The sequence below is a fragment of the Solirhodobacter olei genome (assembly GCF_004010155.1).
GTDB lineage: Bacteria > Pseudomonadota > Alphaproteobacteria > Rhodobacterales > Rhodobacteraceae > Solirhodobacter > Solirhodobacter olei.
This window is the reverse complement of record NZ_RRYH01000007.1, coordinates 232329-249220: the sequence shown is the minus strand read 5'-3', so window position 1 is coordinate 249220 and position 16892 is coordinate 232329. Positions and strand designations below refer to the sequence as shown.

The 16892-nt window shown below is 69.4% G+C and carries 16 protein-coding genes; 7 read left to right on the top strand and 9 right to left on the bottom strand.

The window, feature by feature from the left end; genetic code table 11:
- Positions 1-105: 105 nt before the first annotated feature.
- The 4 genes from EIP85_RS06705 to accD all read right to left on the bottom strand — a co-directional run bounded on the left by EIP85_RS06705 (position 106) and on the right by accD (position 4851).
- Entirely contained in the window at positions 106-1128 is a 1023-nt protein-coding gene (locus tag EIP85_RS06705) for an LLM class flavin-dependent oxidoreductase (protein ID WP_127901388.1), read from the bottom strand.
- Between the two features lie 187 nt (positions 1129-1315).
- Positions 1316-2371: a 3-deoxy-7-phosphoheptulonate synthase gene (locus EIP85_RS06700; RefSeq protein ID WP_277749287.1), complete on the bottom strand. Its 1056-nt coding sequence runs from the start codon at positions 2369-2371 to the stop codon at positions 1316-1318.
- A gap of 228 nt (positions 2372-2599) precedes the next feature.
- On the bottom strand, positions 2600-3835 hold the full coding sequence (locus EIP85_RS06695; RefSeq protein WP_127901467.1) for a bifunctional folylpolyglutamate synthase/dihydrofolate synthase: 1236 nt from the start codon (positions 3833-3835) through the stop codon (positions 2600-2602).
- 62 nt (positions 3836-3897) lie between these two features.
- Entirely contained in the window at positions 3898-4851 is a 954-nt protein-coding gene (gene accD / locus EIP85_RS06690) for an acetyl-CoA carboxylase, carboxyltransferase subunit beta (RefSeq protein ID WP_127901387.1), read from the bottom strand.
- A gap of 160 nt (positions 4852-5011) precedes the next feature.
- On the opposite strand from accD, the gene EIP85_RS06685 reads away from it, so the two are divergent.
- The 3 genes from EIP85_RS06685 (at position 5012) to EIP85_RS06675 (ending at position 7038) form a co-directional block, all read left to right on the top strand.
- Positions 5012-5761, top strand: a complete 750-nt coding sequence (locus tag EIP85_RS06685; protein WP_127901386.1) for a hypothetical protein — start codon at positions 5012-5014, stop codon at positions 5759-5761.
- A 103-nt stretch (positions 5762-5864) separates the two neighbouring features.
- Entirely contained in the window at positions 5865-6644 is a 780-nt protein-coding gene (locus tag EIP85_RS06680) for a DUF6478 family protein (protein ID WP_127901385.1), read from the top strand.
- A gap of 16 nt (positions 6645-6660) precedes the next feature.
- A complete protein-coding gene (locus tag EIP85_RS06675; RefSeq protein WP_127901384.1) occupies positions 6661-7038 on the top strand; it encodes a hypothetical protein in 378 nt (125 codons plus the stop codon).
- Between the two features lie 21 nt (positions 7039-7059).
- Here EIP85_RS06675 and EIP85_RS06670 read toward each other — a convergent pair whose 3' ends face one another.
- Positions 7060-8649 carry a GMC family oxidoreductase gene (locus EIP85_RS06670; RefSeq protein WP_127901383.1) on the bottom strand — a complete coding sequence of 530 codons (1590 nt, stop codon included), beginning with the start codon at positions 8647-8649 and terminating at the stop codon, positions 7060-7062.
- Between the two features lie 426 nt (positions 8650-9075).
- Between EIP85_RS06670 and EIP85_RS06665 the strand changes: the two genes are divergently transcribed.
- Positions 9076-11100 (top strand): FAD-dependent oxidoreductase, encoded by a 2025-nt coding sequence (locus tag EIP85_RS06665; RefSeq protein WP_127901382.1) that lies wholly within the window; start codon positions 9076-9078, stop codon positions 11098-11100.
- A gap of 305 nt (positions 11101-11405) precedes the next feature.
- A complete protein-coding gene (locus tag EIP85_RS06660; protein ID WP_127901381.1) occupies positions 11406-12311 on the top strand; it encodes a LysR family transcriptional regulator in 906 nt (301 codons plus the stop codon).
- Positions 12312-12412: 101 nt separating this feature from the next.
- Here EIP85_RS06660 and EIP85_RS06655 read toward each other — a convergent pair whose 3' ends face one another.
- The 4 genes from EIP85_RS06655 to EIP85_RS06640 are packed head-to-tail and all read right to left on the bottom strand — an operon-like array spanning position 12413 to position 15388.
- Positions 12413-13384, bottom strand: coding sequence for an OmpA family protein (locus EIP85_RS06655; protein WP_127901380.1), 972 nt, complete (start codon positions 13382-13384; stop codon positions 12413-12415).
- Positions 13381-13953 carry a peroxidase-related enzyme gene (locus EIP85_RS06650; protein WP_127901379.1) on the bottom strand — a complete coding sequence of 191 codons (573 nt, stop codon included), beginning with the start codon at positions 13951-13953 and terminating at the stop codon, positions 13381-13383. Before EIP85_RS06650 ends, EIP85_RS06655 begins: the two co-directional genes overlap by 4 nt.
- Entirely contained in the window at positions 13950-14666 is a 717-nt protein-coding gene (locus EIP85_RS06645; protein WP_127901378.1) for a GNAT family N-acetyltransferase, read from the bottom strand. Before EIP85_RS06645 ends, EIP85_RS06650 begins: the two co-directional genes overlap by 4 nt.
- Positions 14663-15388 carry a competence/damage-inducible protein A gene (locus tag EIP85_RS06640; RefSeq protein ID WP_127901377.1) on the bottom strand — a complete coding sequence of 242 codons (726 nt, stop codon included), beginning with the start codon at positions 15386-15388 and terminating at the stop codon, positions 14663-14665. Before EIP85_RS06640 ends, EIP85_RS06645 begins: the two co-directional genes overlap by 4 nt.
- Positions 15389-15552: 164 nt before the next feature.
- Here EIP85_RS06640 and map point away from each other — a divergent pair, with 164 nt between their 5' ends.
- Together map and EIP85_RS06630 are read left to right on the top strand one after the other, a co-directional pair.
- Positions 15553-16362 (top strand): type I methionyl aminopeptidase, encoded by an 810-nt coding sequence (gene map, locus EIP85_RS06635; RefSeq protein WP_127901376.1) that lies wholly within the window; start codon positions 15553-15555, stop codon positions 16360-16362.
- Between the two features lie 233 nt (positions 16363-16595).
- Positions 16596-16877 carry a hypothetical protein gene (locus EIP85_RS06630; protein WP_127901375.1) on the top strand — a complete coding sequence of 94 codons (282 nt, stop codon included), beginning with the start codon at positions 16596-16598 and terminating at the stop codon, positions 16875-16877.
- Positions 16878-16892 lie beyond the last annotated feature (15 nt).

The following is a 16892-nucleotide window of genomic DNA, read 5'->3' as shown; positions in this document are numbered from 1 at the left end:
CACAAGGAAACCACGCGAAGGCGCACGGCCTTCCACCGTCTTGGTAGACGCGTGAAAGGGGCATTGCCCTGATGCAGATCAACACGTGATTGCAGGCAGGCCGGGCTAGGCCAGAAGGTCGTGAACCAGCGGGACGACCTTGCTGCCGTAAAGCTCGATCGAGCGCATCAGCTGGTCATGCGGCATCGGGCCCGAGGCGTATTTCAGGTCGAAGCGGGCGAGATCGAGTGCTTTCGCGGTGGTGGCGATCTTCCGCGCCACCGTCTCGGGCGAGCCGACGACGAGGGCGCCGTGATCGGCCTCGGCCTCGAACTGGGTGCGCTGCATCGGCGCCCAGCCGCGCTCCGAGCCGATGCGGTCATGCAGCTTCTTGTAATGCGGCCAGAGCTGTTCGCGGGCCTCGGCGTCCGTCTCGGCCACATGGCCGGGGGAATGGACGCCGAGCGGGCGGGGCGCGTGGCCGATCTGGGCGCAGGCCCGGTAGTAGAGGTCGACATGCGGGCGGAAGCGGCGGGCGTCGCCGCCGATGATCGCCAGCATCATCGCCAGGTCATGGACGACGCAGCGCACCACGGATTCCGGGCTGCCGCCGACGCCGACCCAGGCCATCAGAGGCTGGGACAGGCTGGGATAGATCCTTTGTCGGGTGAGGGCCGCGCGCGTCGTGCCCTTCCATGTCACCTCCGTCTCGCGCAGGAGCATCGCCATCAGCTCCAGCTTTTCCTCGAAGAGGCGCTCGTAATCGTTCAGGTCCAGCCCGAAGAGCGGGAAGCTTTCGGTGAAGGAGCCGCGGCCGAGGATGATCTCCGCCCGGCCCTCGGAAAGCGCGTTGAGGGTCGAGAACCGCTCGAACACCCGCACCGGATCGTCCGACGACAGCACGGTGACGGCAGTGCCGAGGCGGATGGACTTCGTGCGCGCGGCGATGGCGGCGAGTACGATCTCTGGCGCGGAGATGGCGAAATCGGCGCGGTGATGTTCGCCGAGGCCGATGAAATGCAGCCCGAGGTCATCCGCCAGAACCGCCTGCTCGACGACGTCGCGCAGCACCTGTGCGTGCGGCTTCAGGGCGCCGTCGGGGCCAAGGCTGTTGTCGCCGAAGGTGTCGAGGCCGAGTTCGAGGGTCATGGTCTGCGCTCCATCTGTCGGGCGCAAGTTAATGCGCGGCGGGCCGGGCCGGAAGGTGCGCGGATGCACAGGGGGGCTTCGTCGGGCTTCGGGACGCCGCGATGCGACGGTGGGATGGGGGGGGGGCTGCGCCTGCCGGTGGGCAGAGCAGGCGCAGCCCGGCGCCGGGGCGAGGGGGGAGGGTCCCTCAGGCCTCCCGGCGGCGACGGACAGCCTCTGCCAGCCGCTCCAGCACGGAAAGCGAGCTGGGCCAGTCGATGCAGCCGTCGGTGATGCTCTGGCCGTAGACCAGAGGCGCGCCGGGTTTGGCGGATTGCTTGCCGGCGCGGAGGTTGCTTTCGATCATCACGCCCTGAATCCGCCTGTCGCCGGCGGCGACCTGGGCGCTTATGTCACCCACGACCTCCGGCTGCCGGGCCGGGTCCTTGCCGCTGTTGGCGTGGCTGGCGTCGATCAGGATGCGGGGGGCGAGGCCGCGGGCCTCTGCCGCCTTCGCGGTCGCCTCCACATCGGCGGCGGAGTGGTTGGGCACGCGCCCGCCGCGCAGGATGACATGGCAGTCGGCGTTGCCCTGAGTGGTGGCGATCGCGGCGAGCCCCTCCTTCGTCACCGCCGGGAAGCGGTGCGGCTGCGACGCGGAGAGCATGGCGTCGAGCGCGATCTCGACGTTGCCCTCGGTCCCGTTCTTGAAGCCTACGGGGCAGGACAGGCCGGAGGCGAGCTGGCGGTGGATCTGGCTTTCGGTCGTGCGCGCGCCGATGGCGCCCCAGCTGACGAGATCGGCCATGTATTGGGGCGTGATAGGGTCGAGGAACTCGCTGCCCGCCGGAAGGTGCATGGCGTTGATCTCCAGCAGCAGGCGGCGGGCGAGGCGCAGCCCCTCCTCGATCCGGCAGCTGCCGTCGAGGCGCGGATCCATGATCAGACCCTTCCAGCCGACCGTGGTGCGCGGTTTCTCGAAATAGACCCGCATCACGATCTCCAGATCCTTCGCGTGGCGGGCGCGTTCGGCGGCGAGACGGGCGGCGTAGTCGCGCGCGGCGGCGGGATCGTGGATCGAGCAGGGGCCGATCACGACAAGCAGGCGGTCGTCGTCGCGGTGCAGGATGTCGCGGACGGCTTGCCTGCCGCGCATGACGGTGGCGGTTGCGGCGGCATCGCGTGGCAGTTCCGCCAGGACGGCGGCGGGCGAGGTGAGGGGCGTGATCTCGGCAATGCGGAGATCGTCGGTGGCGGTCAGCACGGCTGTCTTCTCCTTGGGGGTCCAGCCGCGCGAATGAAAACGCCGCCGGATGGACCAGCGGCTTTCGGGGTTCTCAGTCGGTTTGGGAAGATCGACTAGGCAGCACCCGGCATCCGCTGGAGACAGCGGTACCAATAAAACGATGCGGCATAGGCGTTCAGTGTCGACATGGGTGGACCATAGGACGGCCCGCCCGCGCTGTCACGAAGATTCGGCGCGGGGGCAGCCTCAGCCGTTTTCGCGCAGGATCGCGCCCGCGAGGTAGAGCGAGCCGCAGATCAGCACCCGGGCGGATGGGTCTTTCGCCACGATGGCGGCGAGCGCCGCGGCGGGGCTTTCGGCCTCATGGGCCTCGATCCCCTCGGCGCGGGCGGCGGCGCAGGTCTCTGCCCCCGTCAGCGTCGCAGGGTTGTCCGGGATGGTGACGCCGTGAAGCGTGCGGACGAAGGGCTTCAGCGGCCGCAGGTAGCCGCCGACATCCTTGGTGTTCAGCATGCCGCAGATCAGGTGCGTCGGGCGCTCGGCCATGGCCGAAAGCGTGCCCGCCACCGCCTGCCCGCCGGCCGGGTTGTGGCCACCGTCGAGCCAGAGCTCCACCCCCGGCGCGCTTTCCGGAAGCGGGCCGGTCTTCAGCCGCTGCATCCGGGCGGGCCAGAAGGCGCGGGTGACGGCGGCCTCGCAGGCGGCCTCGTCATGGCCGAGGTGGCGCAGCGCCATCAGCGCGGCGCCGGCATTCTCGATCTGGTGCGGGCCGGGCAGGTTCGGGCGCGGCAGGTCCAGAAGGCCGGTCTCGTCCTCGAAGATCAGGCGGCCGTTTTCTTCGCGCGCATGCCAGTGCTGGCCGTGGACCAGAAGCGGCGCACCGAGGCGGGCGGCCTTCTCCTCGATCACGGCGAGGCCTTCGGGCGACTGCGGGCCGACGACGCAGGGCGTCAGCCGCTTCAGGATGCCGGCCTTCTCGCCCGCGATCTCTGCCAGCGTCTCGCCCAGGTATTGCTGATGGTCGAGCGAGACCGGGGTGATGATGGTCAGCGCCGGCCTGTCGATCACGTTGGTCGCGTCGAGCCTGCCGCCGAGGCCGACCTCGAGCAGCAGCGCATCGGCCGGGGTGCGGGAGAAGGCGAGGAAGGCGGCGCAGGTGGTGATCTCGAAAAACGTGATCTGCCGGCCGCCGTTCACCTGCTCGCATTCCTCCAGCAGTGCCGAGAGGTCGGGCTCGGAGATCAGCTCTCCCGCCACGCGGATGCGCTCGTGAAAGCGGGCGAGGTGCGGCGAGGTATAGGCGTGGACGGTCTTGCCCGCGGCCTCCAGCCCGGCGCGGATCATCGCCTGGGTGGAGCCCTTGCCGTTGGTCCCGGCGAGGTGGATCACCGGCGGCAGCGTGCGCTGGGGATTGCCCAGCGCCTCGAGCAGGCGCCAGGAGCGGTCCAGCGTCAGATCCATGAACTTCGGGTGCAGCGACATCAGCCGTTCGAGGATGATATCGGAGGCGGGGCCGCCCTCGGGCGCCCCGGTAAGGGCCACGGTCACGTCTTGGCGGCTCCGGTTTCCGGCGCGGCGGCCGGGGGGACATCAGTCTTAGCGGCGCCGTCGGCCGGTTGCGGTGGCGGCAGGTCGCCCTTCACCGCCGGCGGCTGGCCGGTCAGCAGGCGGACGATGGAGATCAGCTCCTCCCGCAGATGGCCGCGGTGGGTGACGCGGTCGATCATGCCGTGGTCGAGCAGGTATTCGGCGCGCTGGAAGCCCTCGGGCAGCTTCTCGCGGATGGTCTGCTCGATGACGCGGGGGCCGGCGAAGCAGATCAGCGCGTTGGGTTCGGCGATCTGCACGTCGCCCAGCATGGCGTAGGACGCGGTGACGCCGCCCGTTGTCGGGTGGGTGAGCACCACGATGTAAGGCAGGCCCGCCTCCTTCAGCATCTGCACCGCGACGGTGGAGCGGGGCATCTGCATCAGGCTGAGGATGCCCTCCTGCATCCGCGCGCCGCCGGCGGCGGAGAAGAGGACCAGCGGGCATTTGCGCTTCACCGCGGTCTCGGCCGCGGCGATGATGGCATTGCCGACATAGAGCCCCATCGAGCCCGCCATGAAGCTGAAATCCTGCCCGGCGGCGACGATGCGGGTGCGGCCTATCTCGCCCTCGGCAACCAGCATGGCCTCCTTCTCGCCGGTCTGGCGCTGGGCGGCGCGCATCCGCTCGGGGTAGCGCTTCTGGTCGCGGAAATGCAGCGGGTCGGCGATCGGCTCTGGCACCTTCGCCTCGGTGAAGATGCCGCCGTCGAAGAGCGCGGTGAATCGCGCCCGGGGCGTGATCGCCATGTGGTGATCGCAGGAGCTGCAGACGTTGAGGTTGTCGGCCAGCTCGCGGTGGAACAGCATGGTCCCGCACTCGGGGCACTTGGTCCACAGGTTCTCCGGCACCTCTCGGCGGGAGAACAGCGAGTTGATCTTCGGCCGGACGTAGTTGGAAATCCAGTTCATCAGTTCTGCCGTGCTCGGGACCTTTGGCCGCGTGACTTAATCCCGGGGCGCGCGGATTGCAATAAATTGCCTGCGAGGCGGGTGTCCTTGACCCCTCGGCCCGCTTGTGCGGTGGCGCGGGGGCGGCTATTCGAAATCCGGGACAGGGGAAGGAGACCGGGTGACCGACGCCCGTTTGAACAGGACCCGACGGGCCTTGGCGGCCTGGCCGAGCGGAGGTGCCCGGCGCCGTCTGCGCGCCGCGGTCGCGCTTGGCGTGGCGCTGATGGTCGCAGGCTGCGATCCATCGATACTGATGGGCCAGGCCCCGACCAGCATGGCAGTGGCCGATGGCGCGGTCGTCATCGCCGGGCCGCCGGGCTTCTGCGTCGACACCAACGCCAGCCACCAGGGCAGCAAGGGTGCCTTCGTGCTGCTCGGCAGCTGCGCCTCGATCACCGATGGTGCGCAGAAAAGCCGCCCGCCGATCCGCGCCGTGCTGACGGCTGCCGTCTCGGAGGGCGCGCAGGGCGGATCGGTCGCGGGATCGGAGCGCCAGCTTACGGCCTTCTTCCAATCCGCCGCGGGCCGCGCCGTGCTGAGCCGGTCCGGCGATTCCCGGACTGTGAAGCTACTGGGGATCAGCCACTACCGCGGCGCGATGGTGTTGCACATTCAGGATGTCGCACCCTTCCCGGGGCAGGCGGTGCAGCCGGATTACTGGCGCGCGCTTTTCGACCTCGACGGGCATATCGTCACGCTGAACGTCTTCGGGGTGCCGGAGGTGCGCTTCTCCGCCGACGTGGGCCGCGCGGTCCTGCGGGTCTTCATCACCCGCGTCCGCGCCGCAAGCGCCGAAGCCGCCGCCGAAGCGGCCAAGGCGCAGGCCGGCGCGAAGGCCGGGGCCAAGGCGAGCGCCACCTCTGGCTGAGGCGCCGGAAAGGCTGGCGCGACAGGGCTTTCGCAGCAATACTAACCCGAACCGCAGCGGCAGGCTGGGGAGCATTTGCCGTGTAGGTGGTGGCGGGGTTCTGATGGGCAGCAAGCTCGGCGCGAGAGTGGAGCGGTATCTGCAGCAGCGGGCGCTGACCCGCTGGTCCCGGCTGGCGGAGACGGCGGAGAGCCTTGATCTGGCCCGCCTGCGCGCGCTGCACGGCCCGGCGCGGGCCCTGAAGCAGCAGGTGGACCGGGTTCTGCGTATCGCCGAGGGACGGCTGGCGACGGGCGGATCGGCGGCGGACACGGGCGGGATACCGCGGGCGGCGCGCGCCGACTGGGCCTGGCGGCCCGAGGCCTGGCGCGAGCCCCTGACCGTGCCGGGGCGCGCCGGGGTGGAAACGCGGACGGAGATCGGCCCCGGGCTGACGCTGCACCACGACTGCGCCGCCTCGGAGGTAACGCTGCGCCAGATCCGCAACCGCAGTGCGGCCGATCCTGCACCCTTCGGCCTGAAGATCGACGTGTTCGGCTTCGACGGCTCGTTCCTGTCGCTGGCCGTGGAGCTGCCGGCGGCGGCGGTGGAGGGGCTGCGAAACCGGCACCTGATGCGGCTCGATGCCGTGATCGAGACCGAGCGGCCGCTGGAGATCTTCGCGCGTCTGAACCTCAAGCATGGGCCGAACGTGGAGCAGACGGTGCGCGAACTGCAGCGGGGCGGGGGCGAGGTGATGGTGGAATTCGACCTCGCCTACATGAAGCTGAACGGGACGCGGGTGGAGCGGATCTGGGTGGACCTGATCTTCGAGGGTCCGGAGATGAACCGCATCACGCTCGGCGACCTGGCCTTCTGCCGGCGGCCGCGGGCGGAGCTCTGAGGGTGGGGAGACGGCGATGGAGCTGACGCTGACGAAGATCGCGATCCGCGACGGGATCTGGACCGGGGATCTGGTGGCGCGCGGGGGCGATGGCATGCCCCGGATCGAGGCGACGCATGATGGCCGCCCCGTGGCGGGGGTGGAGCTGGTGCCGGTGGAGGGGCGCGAGCGGGCCTGGCGTCTGCGCGTGCCGGTGCCCTCGACCGCGCTGACGGAAGGGGTGCAGGTGGTGCTGATCCGCGACGCGGCGAGCGGTGCGCGCCTGGCGAGCTTCGCTGTGCTGACCGGGGAGGAGCTGGACGAGGATCTGCGCGCCGAGGTGGCGCTGCTGCGGGCCGAGCTCGACATGCTGAAGCGCGCGTTCCGGCGGCATTGCGTGGAGACGGCGGGGTAGGGGCCCCCTCGCGGAAGGGCGTCAGCCCTGGCGAATCATCGCGGCGGCCTTCTCGGCGATCATGATCGTGGGAGAATTGGTGTTGCCGCTGGTGATCCTCGGCATGATCGAGGCGTCGGCGACGCGCAGCCCCTCGATCCCGTTGACGCGAAGCTGGGGGTCGACCACGGCCTCGGCATCCGTGCCCATGCGGGCGGTGCCGACGGGATGGAAGATCGTGGTGCCGATCTTGCCCGCGGCCTCGCCCAGGGCCCGATCGGTGTCGAATTCCGGGCCGGGGCGGAACTCTTCCGGCGCGTAGCGGGCCATCGGCTCCGCCGCCATGATCCGGCGGGTCAGGCGGATGGCGCGGGCCGCTGTCAGCCGGTCGCCCGGCGTCGAGAGGTAGTTCGGCGCGATCACCGGGGCGGCTTTCGGATCGGGCGAGGCGAGGCGCACGCTGCCCCGGCTTTCCGGGCGCAAGTGGCAGACCGAGGCGGTGATGGCCGGGAAGTCGTGCAGGGCCTCGCCGAAGGCCTCCAGCGAGAGCGGCTGGACGTGGTATTCGAGGTCGGGCGTCGCCACCTCCGGCGCGGAGCGGGCGAAGGCGCCGAGCTGGGAGGGCGCCATCGACATCGGACCGGAGCGTTTCAGGGCGTATTCCAGCCCGATCCGGGCCTTTCCGAAGAGCGTGGCGGCCATCGTGTTCAGCGTTCTGGCGTTGCTGACCTTCCAGGCGCAGCGGATCTGCAGGTGGTCCTGCAGATTGCCGCCGACGCCGGGCGCGTCGAGCGCGACCTCGATCCCCATCTGCTGCAAGAGCGCGCCGGGGCCGATGCCGGAGAGCTGCAGGAGATGCGGCGAGCCGATCGCGCCGGCGGAGAGGATGACCTCGCGGCCCGCGCGCTCTTCCCGCAGCATGCCGTTCTGGCGGAAGCGGACCCCCCTGGCGTGACGGCCTTCGAGGATCAGGCTTTCTGCCTGGGCGTGGGTCTCTACCCGCAGGTTGGGGCGGTGGCGGGCGGGTTTCAGAAAGCCCTTCGCCGTGTTCCAGCGCCAGCCCCGGCGCTGGTTGACCTTGAAATAGCCCACGCCCTCGTTGTCGCCGGTGTTGAAATCCTCCGTCGCGGGGATGCCGGTGGCCTCGGCCGCGCGGATCCAGTCGTCGAGGATCTGCCAGCTCAGCCGCTGCCGCTCTACCCGCCATTCGCCGCCGGCGCCGTGCAGGTCGGATGGGCCGTCGAAATAATCCTCGGACTTGCGGAAGAAGGGCAGCACGTCGTCCCACCCCCAGCCGGTGTTGCCCATCTGGCGCCAGCCGTCGTAATCGGCCGCCTGGCCGCGCAGGTAGAGCATGCCGTTGATGGACGAGCAGCCGCCCAGCACTTTGCCCCGCGGGTAGAGAAGTGTCCGGCCACCAAGGTTCGGCTCTGGTGCGGTGCGGAACATCCAGTCCGTCCGCGGATTGCCGATGCAGTAGAGATACCCGATCGGGATATGGATCCAGGGGTAGGTATCGCGACCGCCAGCCTCGAGCAGCAGAACCCGGGTGCCGGGGTCCTCGCTCAGGCGATTGGCCAGGACGCAGCCGGCAGAGCCCGCGCCGACGATGATGTAGTCCCACTCCGCCATGACCGTTCCTCCCCGCGGGTCACGTTAGGCAGGGCGATGCGGCCTCACAAGCCCCTCAGGCGAGGGCGTGCGCAAGCATCGCAGCGGCGCGCAGGGAAGAGACAGCCAGCGGCGGATCCGGCCGATCGGGCTGATCTGCAACTCCGCCTTGGCCAGGATCGTCTTCGGGTGCGCACTGCGCAGTCATATCCGGACATTCCGCAGCGTCAGGGTCTTGTTCGCCGCCGCGACGGACGAAAGCTTCGCCGGCGAGGGCGAGGCCCTCCGGCAGCGCAGGGTCGCCGGCTGGGCCGTTCAAGCCGGGCCAGGCTGGGGCGGCAAGACGGGCGCACCGGCGGTCGGGTTGCCGGGAAGCCGCGGGCGACGTGGCGTTCGGCGTGACAAGGCTGCCCCGCCCCGGCAGGATCGCGGGCGGGAGGACCCGTCATGACACAGTATCCGCATCTTCTGGCGCCGCTCGACCTCGGGCATCTGGTGCTGCCGAACCGTGTCCTGATGGGCTCGATGCACACCAACCTGGAGGAGACCGGCGACTGGAACCGGATCGCCGAATTCTATGCCACGCGGGCACGGGGCGGGGTGGGCCTGATCGTGACGGGTGGCATGGCGCCGAACCGCGAGGGCGGGGTCTTTCCCGGCGCGGCAGGGCTTTTCAGCCCGGTGGACATCGCCAATCACCGCCTGGTGACGGAGCGGGTGCATGACGCGGGCGGGCGGATCGCGATGCAGATTCTCCACGCCGGGCGCTATGCCTATGGGCCGGAGTGCGTCGCCCCCTCGGCGATCAAGTCGCCGATCTCGCCCTTTCCGCCGAAGGAGCTGGACGAGGCCGGGATCGAGAAGCAGATCGTCGATATCTCCACCGCGGCCGCCCGCGCGCGCGAGGCGGGCTATGACGGTGTCGAGGTGATGGGATCGGAGGGATATTTCCTGAATCAGTTCCTCGTCCGCCACACCAATCGGCGCGAGGATCGCTGGGGCGGGTCCTACGAGAACCGGATGCGGCTGCCGGTGGAGGTGGTGAAGCGGGTGCGCGCGGCGGTGGGCCGCGATTTCATCGTGATCTACCGGATTTCTCTGATCGACCTTGTGCCGGACGGGTCCACCTTCGAGGAGGTCGTGACGCTTGCGAAGGCGGTGGAGGCGGCGGGCGCCTCGATCCTGAACAGCGGCATCGGCTGGCACGAGGCGCGGGTTCCGACGATCGCCACCTCTGTCCCGCGGGCGGGCTTTGCCTGGGTGACGAAGAAGCTGATGGGGAAGGTGACGATCCCGGTCATCACCTCGAACCGCATCAACACGCCCGACGTGGCGGAGGCGGTGCTGGCGGAGGGCTGCGCCGACATGGTCTCCATGGCGCGGCCATTCCTGGCGGATCCAGAGTTCGTGCGGAAGGCGGCGGAAGGCCGGGGGGCAGAGATCGCGCCCTGCATCGCCTGCAACCAGGCCTGCCTGGATCACACCTTCGGCGGCAAGATCTCCTCCTGCCTTGTCAACCCGCGGGCCTGCCACGAGACGGAGCTTGGGATTGAGCCGGCGGCGGAGCCGAAGCGGATCGCCGTTGTCGGCGCGGGGCCCGCGGGGCTTTCGGCGGCGCTGGTGGCGGCGGAGCGGGGGCATCGCGTGACGCTGTTAGAGAAGGCCGGCGAGATCGGCGGGCAGCTGAACCTTGCCAAGAAGGTGCCGGGCAAGGAGGAATTCCAGGGCCTCGTCGACTGGTACGCGGGCGAGGTGGCCCGGGTCGGGATCGAACTGCGGCTGGGCCGGGCGGCGGATGCGGCGGCGCTGGCGGGATTCGACGCGGTGGTGCTGGCGACCGGGGTTCTGCCGCGCGACCCGGAGATTGCCGGGCAGGCCGAGGGGCCGGTCCTGGGCTATGGCGACGTGCTGCGGGGCGCCGAAGTCGGGCGGCGGGTGGCGATCGTCGGCGCAGGCGGGATCGGCTTCGACGTGGCCGAGTTCCTTGTCGAGGGCGGGCGGCATGTGACGCTGCAGCCCGCCGAGTGGCGGCGGGAATGGGGCGTGGCCGACCCGGCCGAGGCGCGCGGCGGGCTGGCGCCCGGGGGCCCCCGGCCGGAGGCGCCGGCGCGCGAGGTGCTGCTGCTGCAGCGCAAGGCGGAGAAGCCGGGCCGGGGCCTTGGCAAGACCACCGGCTGGATCCACCGCGCCAGCCTGCAGATGAAGCGCGTCAGGATGATGGGCGGGGTGAATTACGAGGCTGTGGAACCCGGCGGGCTGCGCATCAGCCACGGCCCGGGGCGCGAGCGGCCGGAGCTGGTGGAAGCCGACACGATCGTCCTTTGCGCGGGACAGGAACCGGCACGGGGCCTGGCGGCCGAACTCGAGGCCGCAGGCATTGCCTTTCACCTGATCGGAGGGGCGGATGTGGCCGCCGAGCTGGACGCGAAACGGGCCATAGACCAGGGCGCCCGGCTTGCCGCGGCGCTGTAGCCGGGGCGGAAACGGTCCGCGAGAGGCCGGAGCGCCCTGAAAACGGGGCGAGATCGGGGCACCAGGCCCCGGTTCATGAAGAAACCAAGGCGATGCGGATCATACTGGCGCCGCATTCCCGGAAAATATTGAACGCGACCGGTGCCCGAATCGTTGCGGCCTGGGCATCGATGCGACGCGGACAGTGCTAACCCTTCATTAAGACAACAATAAATACCCCAGTATTGTCCGTACACCTCCGCATTCCTGCCCGAATTGGCTTCAATAACTCGCCCCGAGAGTGAAGCGTACCCGGAAGGTGCACAATGGACAGACTGACTGAAATGGAAGCCTTCGCAACTGTCGTCGACCAGGGTGGCTTCACCGACGCGGCGAAGAAGATGGGCATTTCCAAATCTGCCGTCTCCAAGCATGTCTCCTCGCTCGAAGCGCGCCTTGGCGCACGGCTTTTGAACCGCACGACGCGGCGGGTCAGCCCGACCGAGATCGGTCTTGCCTATTACGATCGCGCCCGGCGGGTGCTGAACGACGCGGGCGAGGCGGATGCGCTGGTGACCTCGATGCAGACGGCGCCCTCGGGGCTGCTTCGCATCTCGGTCGCGACCGATTTCGGGGTGAACCTCTTGTCGCCGATCCTGGGGGAATTCCTGCTGGAATACCCCGAGATCACCGTGAACATGGTGCTGAACAACCGTTACGTGGAGCTGATCTCCGAAGGCTTCGACATGGCGATCCGGATCGGCGAGCTGGAAGACAGCTCTCTGCGCGCCCGCAAGCTGACCGAGACGACGAAGCGGATGATCGCGGCGCCGAGCTATTTCCAGCGCTACGGGCGGCCCGACAAGATCGACGATCTGAACGAGCACAAGCTGCTGCACTATTCCAACCAGGCCAATGGCAATGTCTGGAAGCTGACCGCGCCTTCGGGCGAGCGGCGGCAGGTCCGGTCGGCCGGCTGGCTGACGGTGAACGACGGCCAGTCGCTGCTGCATGCGGCGATCTCGGGCCTCGGCATCGCCTATCTTCCCAGTTTCCTCTATTTCAGTGCGATGAAGGACGGCCTTATCGAAGAGGCCATGCCGGGTCTGCCGGTGGATATGCAGGGCATCTATGCCGTCTATCCGCCGGGCCGGTTTACCCAGCCCAAGGTGAGGGCCTTCATCGACTTCCTGGCCCGGAAGTTTGCCGAGAAGGGCCCGGATACCTGGTAAGGTTCTCCCGCGAAGGTGCAAGACTGGGCCGAGGTGCAGACTGCCTCGGCCCCTTTTCTTTTTGAGGGGCGGAACCCCGGCCCGATACAGCGGGGGCGGCGCTACTTGGTGGTCAGCATCACCTCGACGCGGCGGTTCCTGGCGCGGCCGGCCTCGGTCAGGTTGGTGGCGCGCGGGGCAAGGTAGCCCACGCCCTCTGCGTCGAGCTGGCCCTTGTCGACGCCGTAGCGCGTGACCAGCCGCTGCAGCACCGAATCCGCCCGGCGCCGCGACAGCGCGATATTGGCCGCCAGCCCGCCCGAGTCGTCGGTATGGCCGACCAGCGTTACGTCGCGGTTCGGATTGGCCTTCAGCCAGGCCGCCAGCGCCGCGAGCGAAGGGTACTCGCCAGGCGAAAGTTCCGACGATCCGCTGTCGAAGCGGAGATCGTCCAGCGCGACGGAGCCCTGGGAGAGAAGGAGCTTGCCCATCGCGGCGGGCGTCGTCTCCGCCGTCGCGGCGCCGACGGCGGCCGGGGTCTTGGCCAGCGCGGCATTGGGGGTCGTGCCGCCGGCCGCATCGGGCGGCGGGGCGACGGCCGGGTCGCGGCCGACCTGGATCATCTGCACGAAGGCGTCGGCCGCGCTGCGGCTGACCAGGAGGCTGACGTATTGCAGCCCCTTCGCGTCGGGCCGTTCCGCCGCGAGATAGCGGAAATCGCCGAGATCGACATGCATCTCGGGCTCGGGCAGCACGAAGGTATCGTAGCGGAAGTCGAACCCGCCGCAGTCGCGCGTGTCGCATTCGTAGAGCACCGCGAAGCCCTGCTTCAGCAACTGGTCGCGCAACGATTTGAGCACCTGCAGTGTCGTCAGCGTCGCCGTGTTCAGCCGCCAGGCGATGCGGGTCAGCGGGCCCTCCACATGCAGCGTGTCGATCTTGCCGCCGCGCCAGGGGCCGACCGGCAGATCGTAGCTGCCCAACGCTTCGTCATGGCGGGCGGCCGGGGTCGCGGGCGCGGGAAAGTTCAACGTCACAGCCCCCGCCGCGGCGGGGAGAAGGACGAGGAGGAGGGCAAGCGCCTTGCGGATCAACGGGCCTGCCCGTGGTATTCGTCGTTCGGCTGCATCTCGGTTGCCGAGGCCAGCCGGTTGGTCATGTTGAAGAAGCCCGTGACCGCACCGATGTCCCAGATGTCGCGATCGGTGAACCCGGCATCCCGCAGCGCGGCACGGTCGGCCTCGACGATCTTCGCGGGCGCCTCGGTCAGCTTGGTGACGAAGTCCAGCATCGCGACATGGCGGCTGCTCAGGGGAATCGCGCGCCAGTTCATCACCATCGCCTCGCCCAGCTTCGGATCGCCGGAAAGCGCGCGGACGGCGGCGCCATGGGCGACCTGGCAGTACCAGCAGCGGTTGATGGAGGAGACCACGACCGCGATCATCTCGCGCTCCAGCTTGCTGAGGCCGGAGTCCGCCAGCATCAGATCGTTGTAGATCGCGGTAAAGGCGTCGAGCTTGGCGATGTCGAAGGCATAGGCCTTCAGTACGTTCGGCACGAGGCCGAGCTTTTCCTCGCAAATGCCGAAATAGCGCGCGGTGGCCTCCGGCAGGGGGTCGACCATGGGAAGGTCGAGCGCTGTTACTTGGCTGTCCTGGGTCACGTCTGGGCCTGTTTCATCCGGTAGTGGTACTGTCCCACAACCTCCAGGCCGAGGGAAGCGTAGAGCGCGCGCGCGCCGGTGTTGGCGCGGGTCACGACGAGTGAAAACCGCGTGGCGCCCTGGGTTTCCGCCCAGTTCGCCGCGGCACGCATCATGGCGAGGCCCGCGCCCTGGCGGCGCTGCGCCTTGAGCACCTCGAGCGCATGGAGCATGGCGGTGCCCTGATGGATGGCGACGAAGCCGGCGCCGGAGGGCCGGTCGCTGCTGCGCGCGAAAAGCGAGGTCTTGGGGCCGGTGACCCGTTCCATCACCGCGACACGCTCGGGGCCGATATGGCCGGCCCCCCAGATCTCGCGCTGAATGGCGAGCGGCGGCCAGTGGGCGAAGGCGGCGAGCGGCGGCAGCTCCGCCACCAGCCGGCCGACCGGGGCGGCATAGCCGATCACGGGATCGACCACGGCGTAGCCCGCCTTTTCCAGCATGGCGTCAAGCGCCTTGTCCTTCTCGCGCACCATGACGAGGGGCGGCTGGCCCAGCGCGGCCTGCGCCGCCTCCAGTGCGGGAAAGACTTCCGGACTCACGGGCGCCTCGGCGGTGGCGGCGGAGACGCGCTTGCCGCCGCCCCGCCCCTCGCGCACAGCCCAGGGACCGGCACGGTGGATCGCGGCGGCGGGCCAGGTGGCCTCCAGAACCTCCGTCAGGTCCGGGGTCATTCCGGCGCGACCATCCGGCCGAGCCGGGCCATCGCCGCGTCGAGCCGCGCCGGATCGGTGCCGCGGACGACGAGGTTGGTGCCATAGGCGCCGTTCTGCTGGAACGGGTAGGAGCCGAAGGAGAGATCGGGAAACTCCGCCGCGAGCGCCGCGAAGGGGGTGGCGATCTCTCCCTCGCCACGCAGCACGCGCAGGCTCTGCGACAGCATCGGGTCGCCGCCGGATATGGTGGCGAGAACCGAGACCAGCATCGCCTCGAACACCGCAGGCACGCCCGCCATGACATGCACGTTGCCGAGGCTGAAGCCCGGCGCGCGGCTGACCGGGTTGTCGATCAGCGTGGCGCCATCCGGGATACGTGCCATGCGCAGCCGGGCCTCGTTCAGCTCAGCGCCGGTCGTGGCGTAATGGGCGGCGAGGATGGCGCGGGCATCATCGCGCACGCCGATGTTGACGCCGAAGGCCGCCGCGATCGCATCGGCGGTGATGTCATCATGCGTCGGCCCGATGCCGCCCGAGGTGAAGACGTGGTCATAGGCCGCGCTGAGCGCCGTGACCGCGGCCCCGATTGCGGAGGCATCGTCGGCCACCACGCGCGCCTCCTTCAGCAGGATACCGCGGCGCGTCAGCTCTCCGGCGAGGTGGTGGAGGTTCGAATCCCGCGTCCGGCCGGACAGGATTTCGTCGCCGATGACCAGCATGGCGGCGGTTGGATTGGGCATGATGCGCTCCCTGCGGCTGCAGCTTGGGGTATAGGGCCGGGGCGCGGGGCTTTCAAACCCCGGGCCTGGTGCCTGACCGGGCCGCCGCCCGCGTTGCGCAGGACTGGCCAAAACCGCGCCTCTTGACTATCTAGTGGCTCAAACAGGCACGGAAAGGACCAGAGTTGGACGAGTCGAGGGGCCGCATCACGCGGGACGGCATCAGGATTTACGAACCGGCTGACTTCGCCGGGATGCGTGCGGCTGGCCGTCTGGCCGCGCAGATCCTCGACGAGGTCGCCGATCTGGTGGAACCCGGCACGACGACCGAGGTGCTGGACGATTTCATCCGCAACCGGGTCACCGAGCTGGGCGCGACCTCGGCCACGATCGGTTACAAGGGCTACCAGCATGCCTCCTGCATCTCGGTCAACCATGTGGTCTGCCACGGCATCCCGGGGCAGAAGATCCTGAAGAACGGCGATATCCTGAACATCGACGTGACCGTGATTCTGGACGGCTGGTACGGCGACACCAGCCGGATGTACGTGGCCGGAACCCTGTCGCGGAAGTCCGAGCGGCTGATCGAGGTCACTCATGACGCGCTGATGCGCGGGATCGAAGCCGTTCGCCCCGGCGCGACCTTCGGCGACATCGGCCATGCCATCCAGAGCTTCGTCGAGGCCAACCGCATGTCCGTGGTGCGCGATTTCTGCGGCCATGGCCTTGGCCGGGTGTTTCACGCGCCGCCGAACGTGCTGCATTACGGCCGCGCCGGCACCGGGCCGGTGCTGGAGGAGGGCATGTTCTTCACCATCGAGCCGATGGTGAACCTCGGCCGGCCCGAAACGAAGGTGCTCGCCGACGACTGGACCGCCGTGACGCGGGACAAGTCGCTCTCCGCGCAGTTCGAGCATTCGGTCGGGGTCACCGCCGATGGCTGCGAGATCTTCACGCTCTCGCCCGCCGGCCGCTTCCACCCGACCTATCGCTGAGGCCCGGACGAAGGCGCGCCGCGCCCCCGGGCCTTATCGCACCCCCGTCTTATCGCACCCCCGTATTGTCACGCGCGCCGCACCAATCGCGCGCTTGCGGGGTCATTCCTCGCCAGTGGCGGCGCCTCGTCTTGGTAGCGCTGCAATCGCGTCCAAGGATTTTCACCTTCCGGCGATCACGTGATCCCATCCCGCCGGCGCAGGACCGGGCCGGGACCGTACCGGAGAGCGCAATGAGGGTGACCGAGACCTCCCGCCAGGACGCCGAACTGGACGCCGCCCCCGCGCGGCCGGTGAAATCCGCCGGGCTGTTCCAGCACCGGCCGGCGCAGGCCAAAAGGGCGGCCTTCGCGTCGCTCCGCGCCGCGGAGGCGGAGGAGACGCTGCAGGATCCGGCACGGCATACGGCCCGGGCACGGCGAATCCTGGCACTCGCCCGAACCGCCGAGGAAGCGGAAGAGCTGGTCGCGGCCCCCCCGGCCCGCCGCGCACGCCCGTCGCTTTTCCGCGGCTAGGCGGGCGCCCGGCCG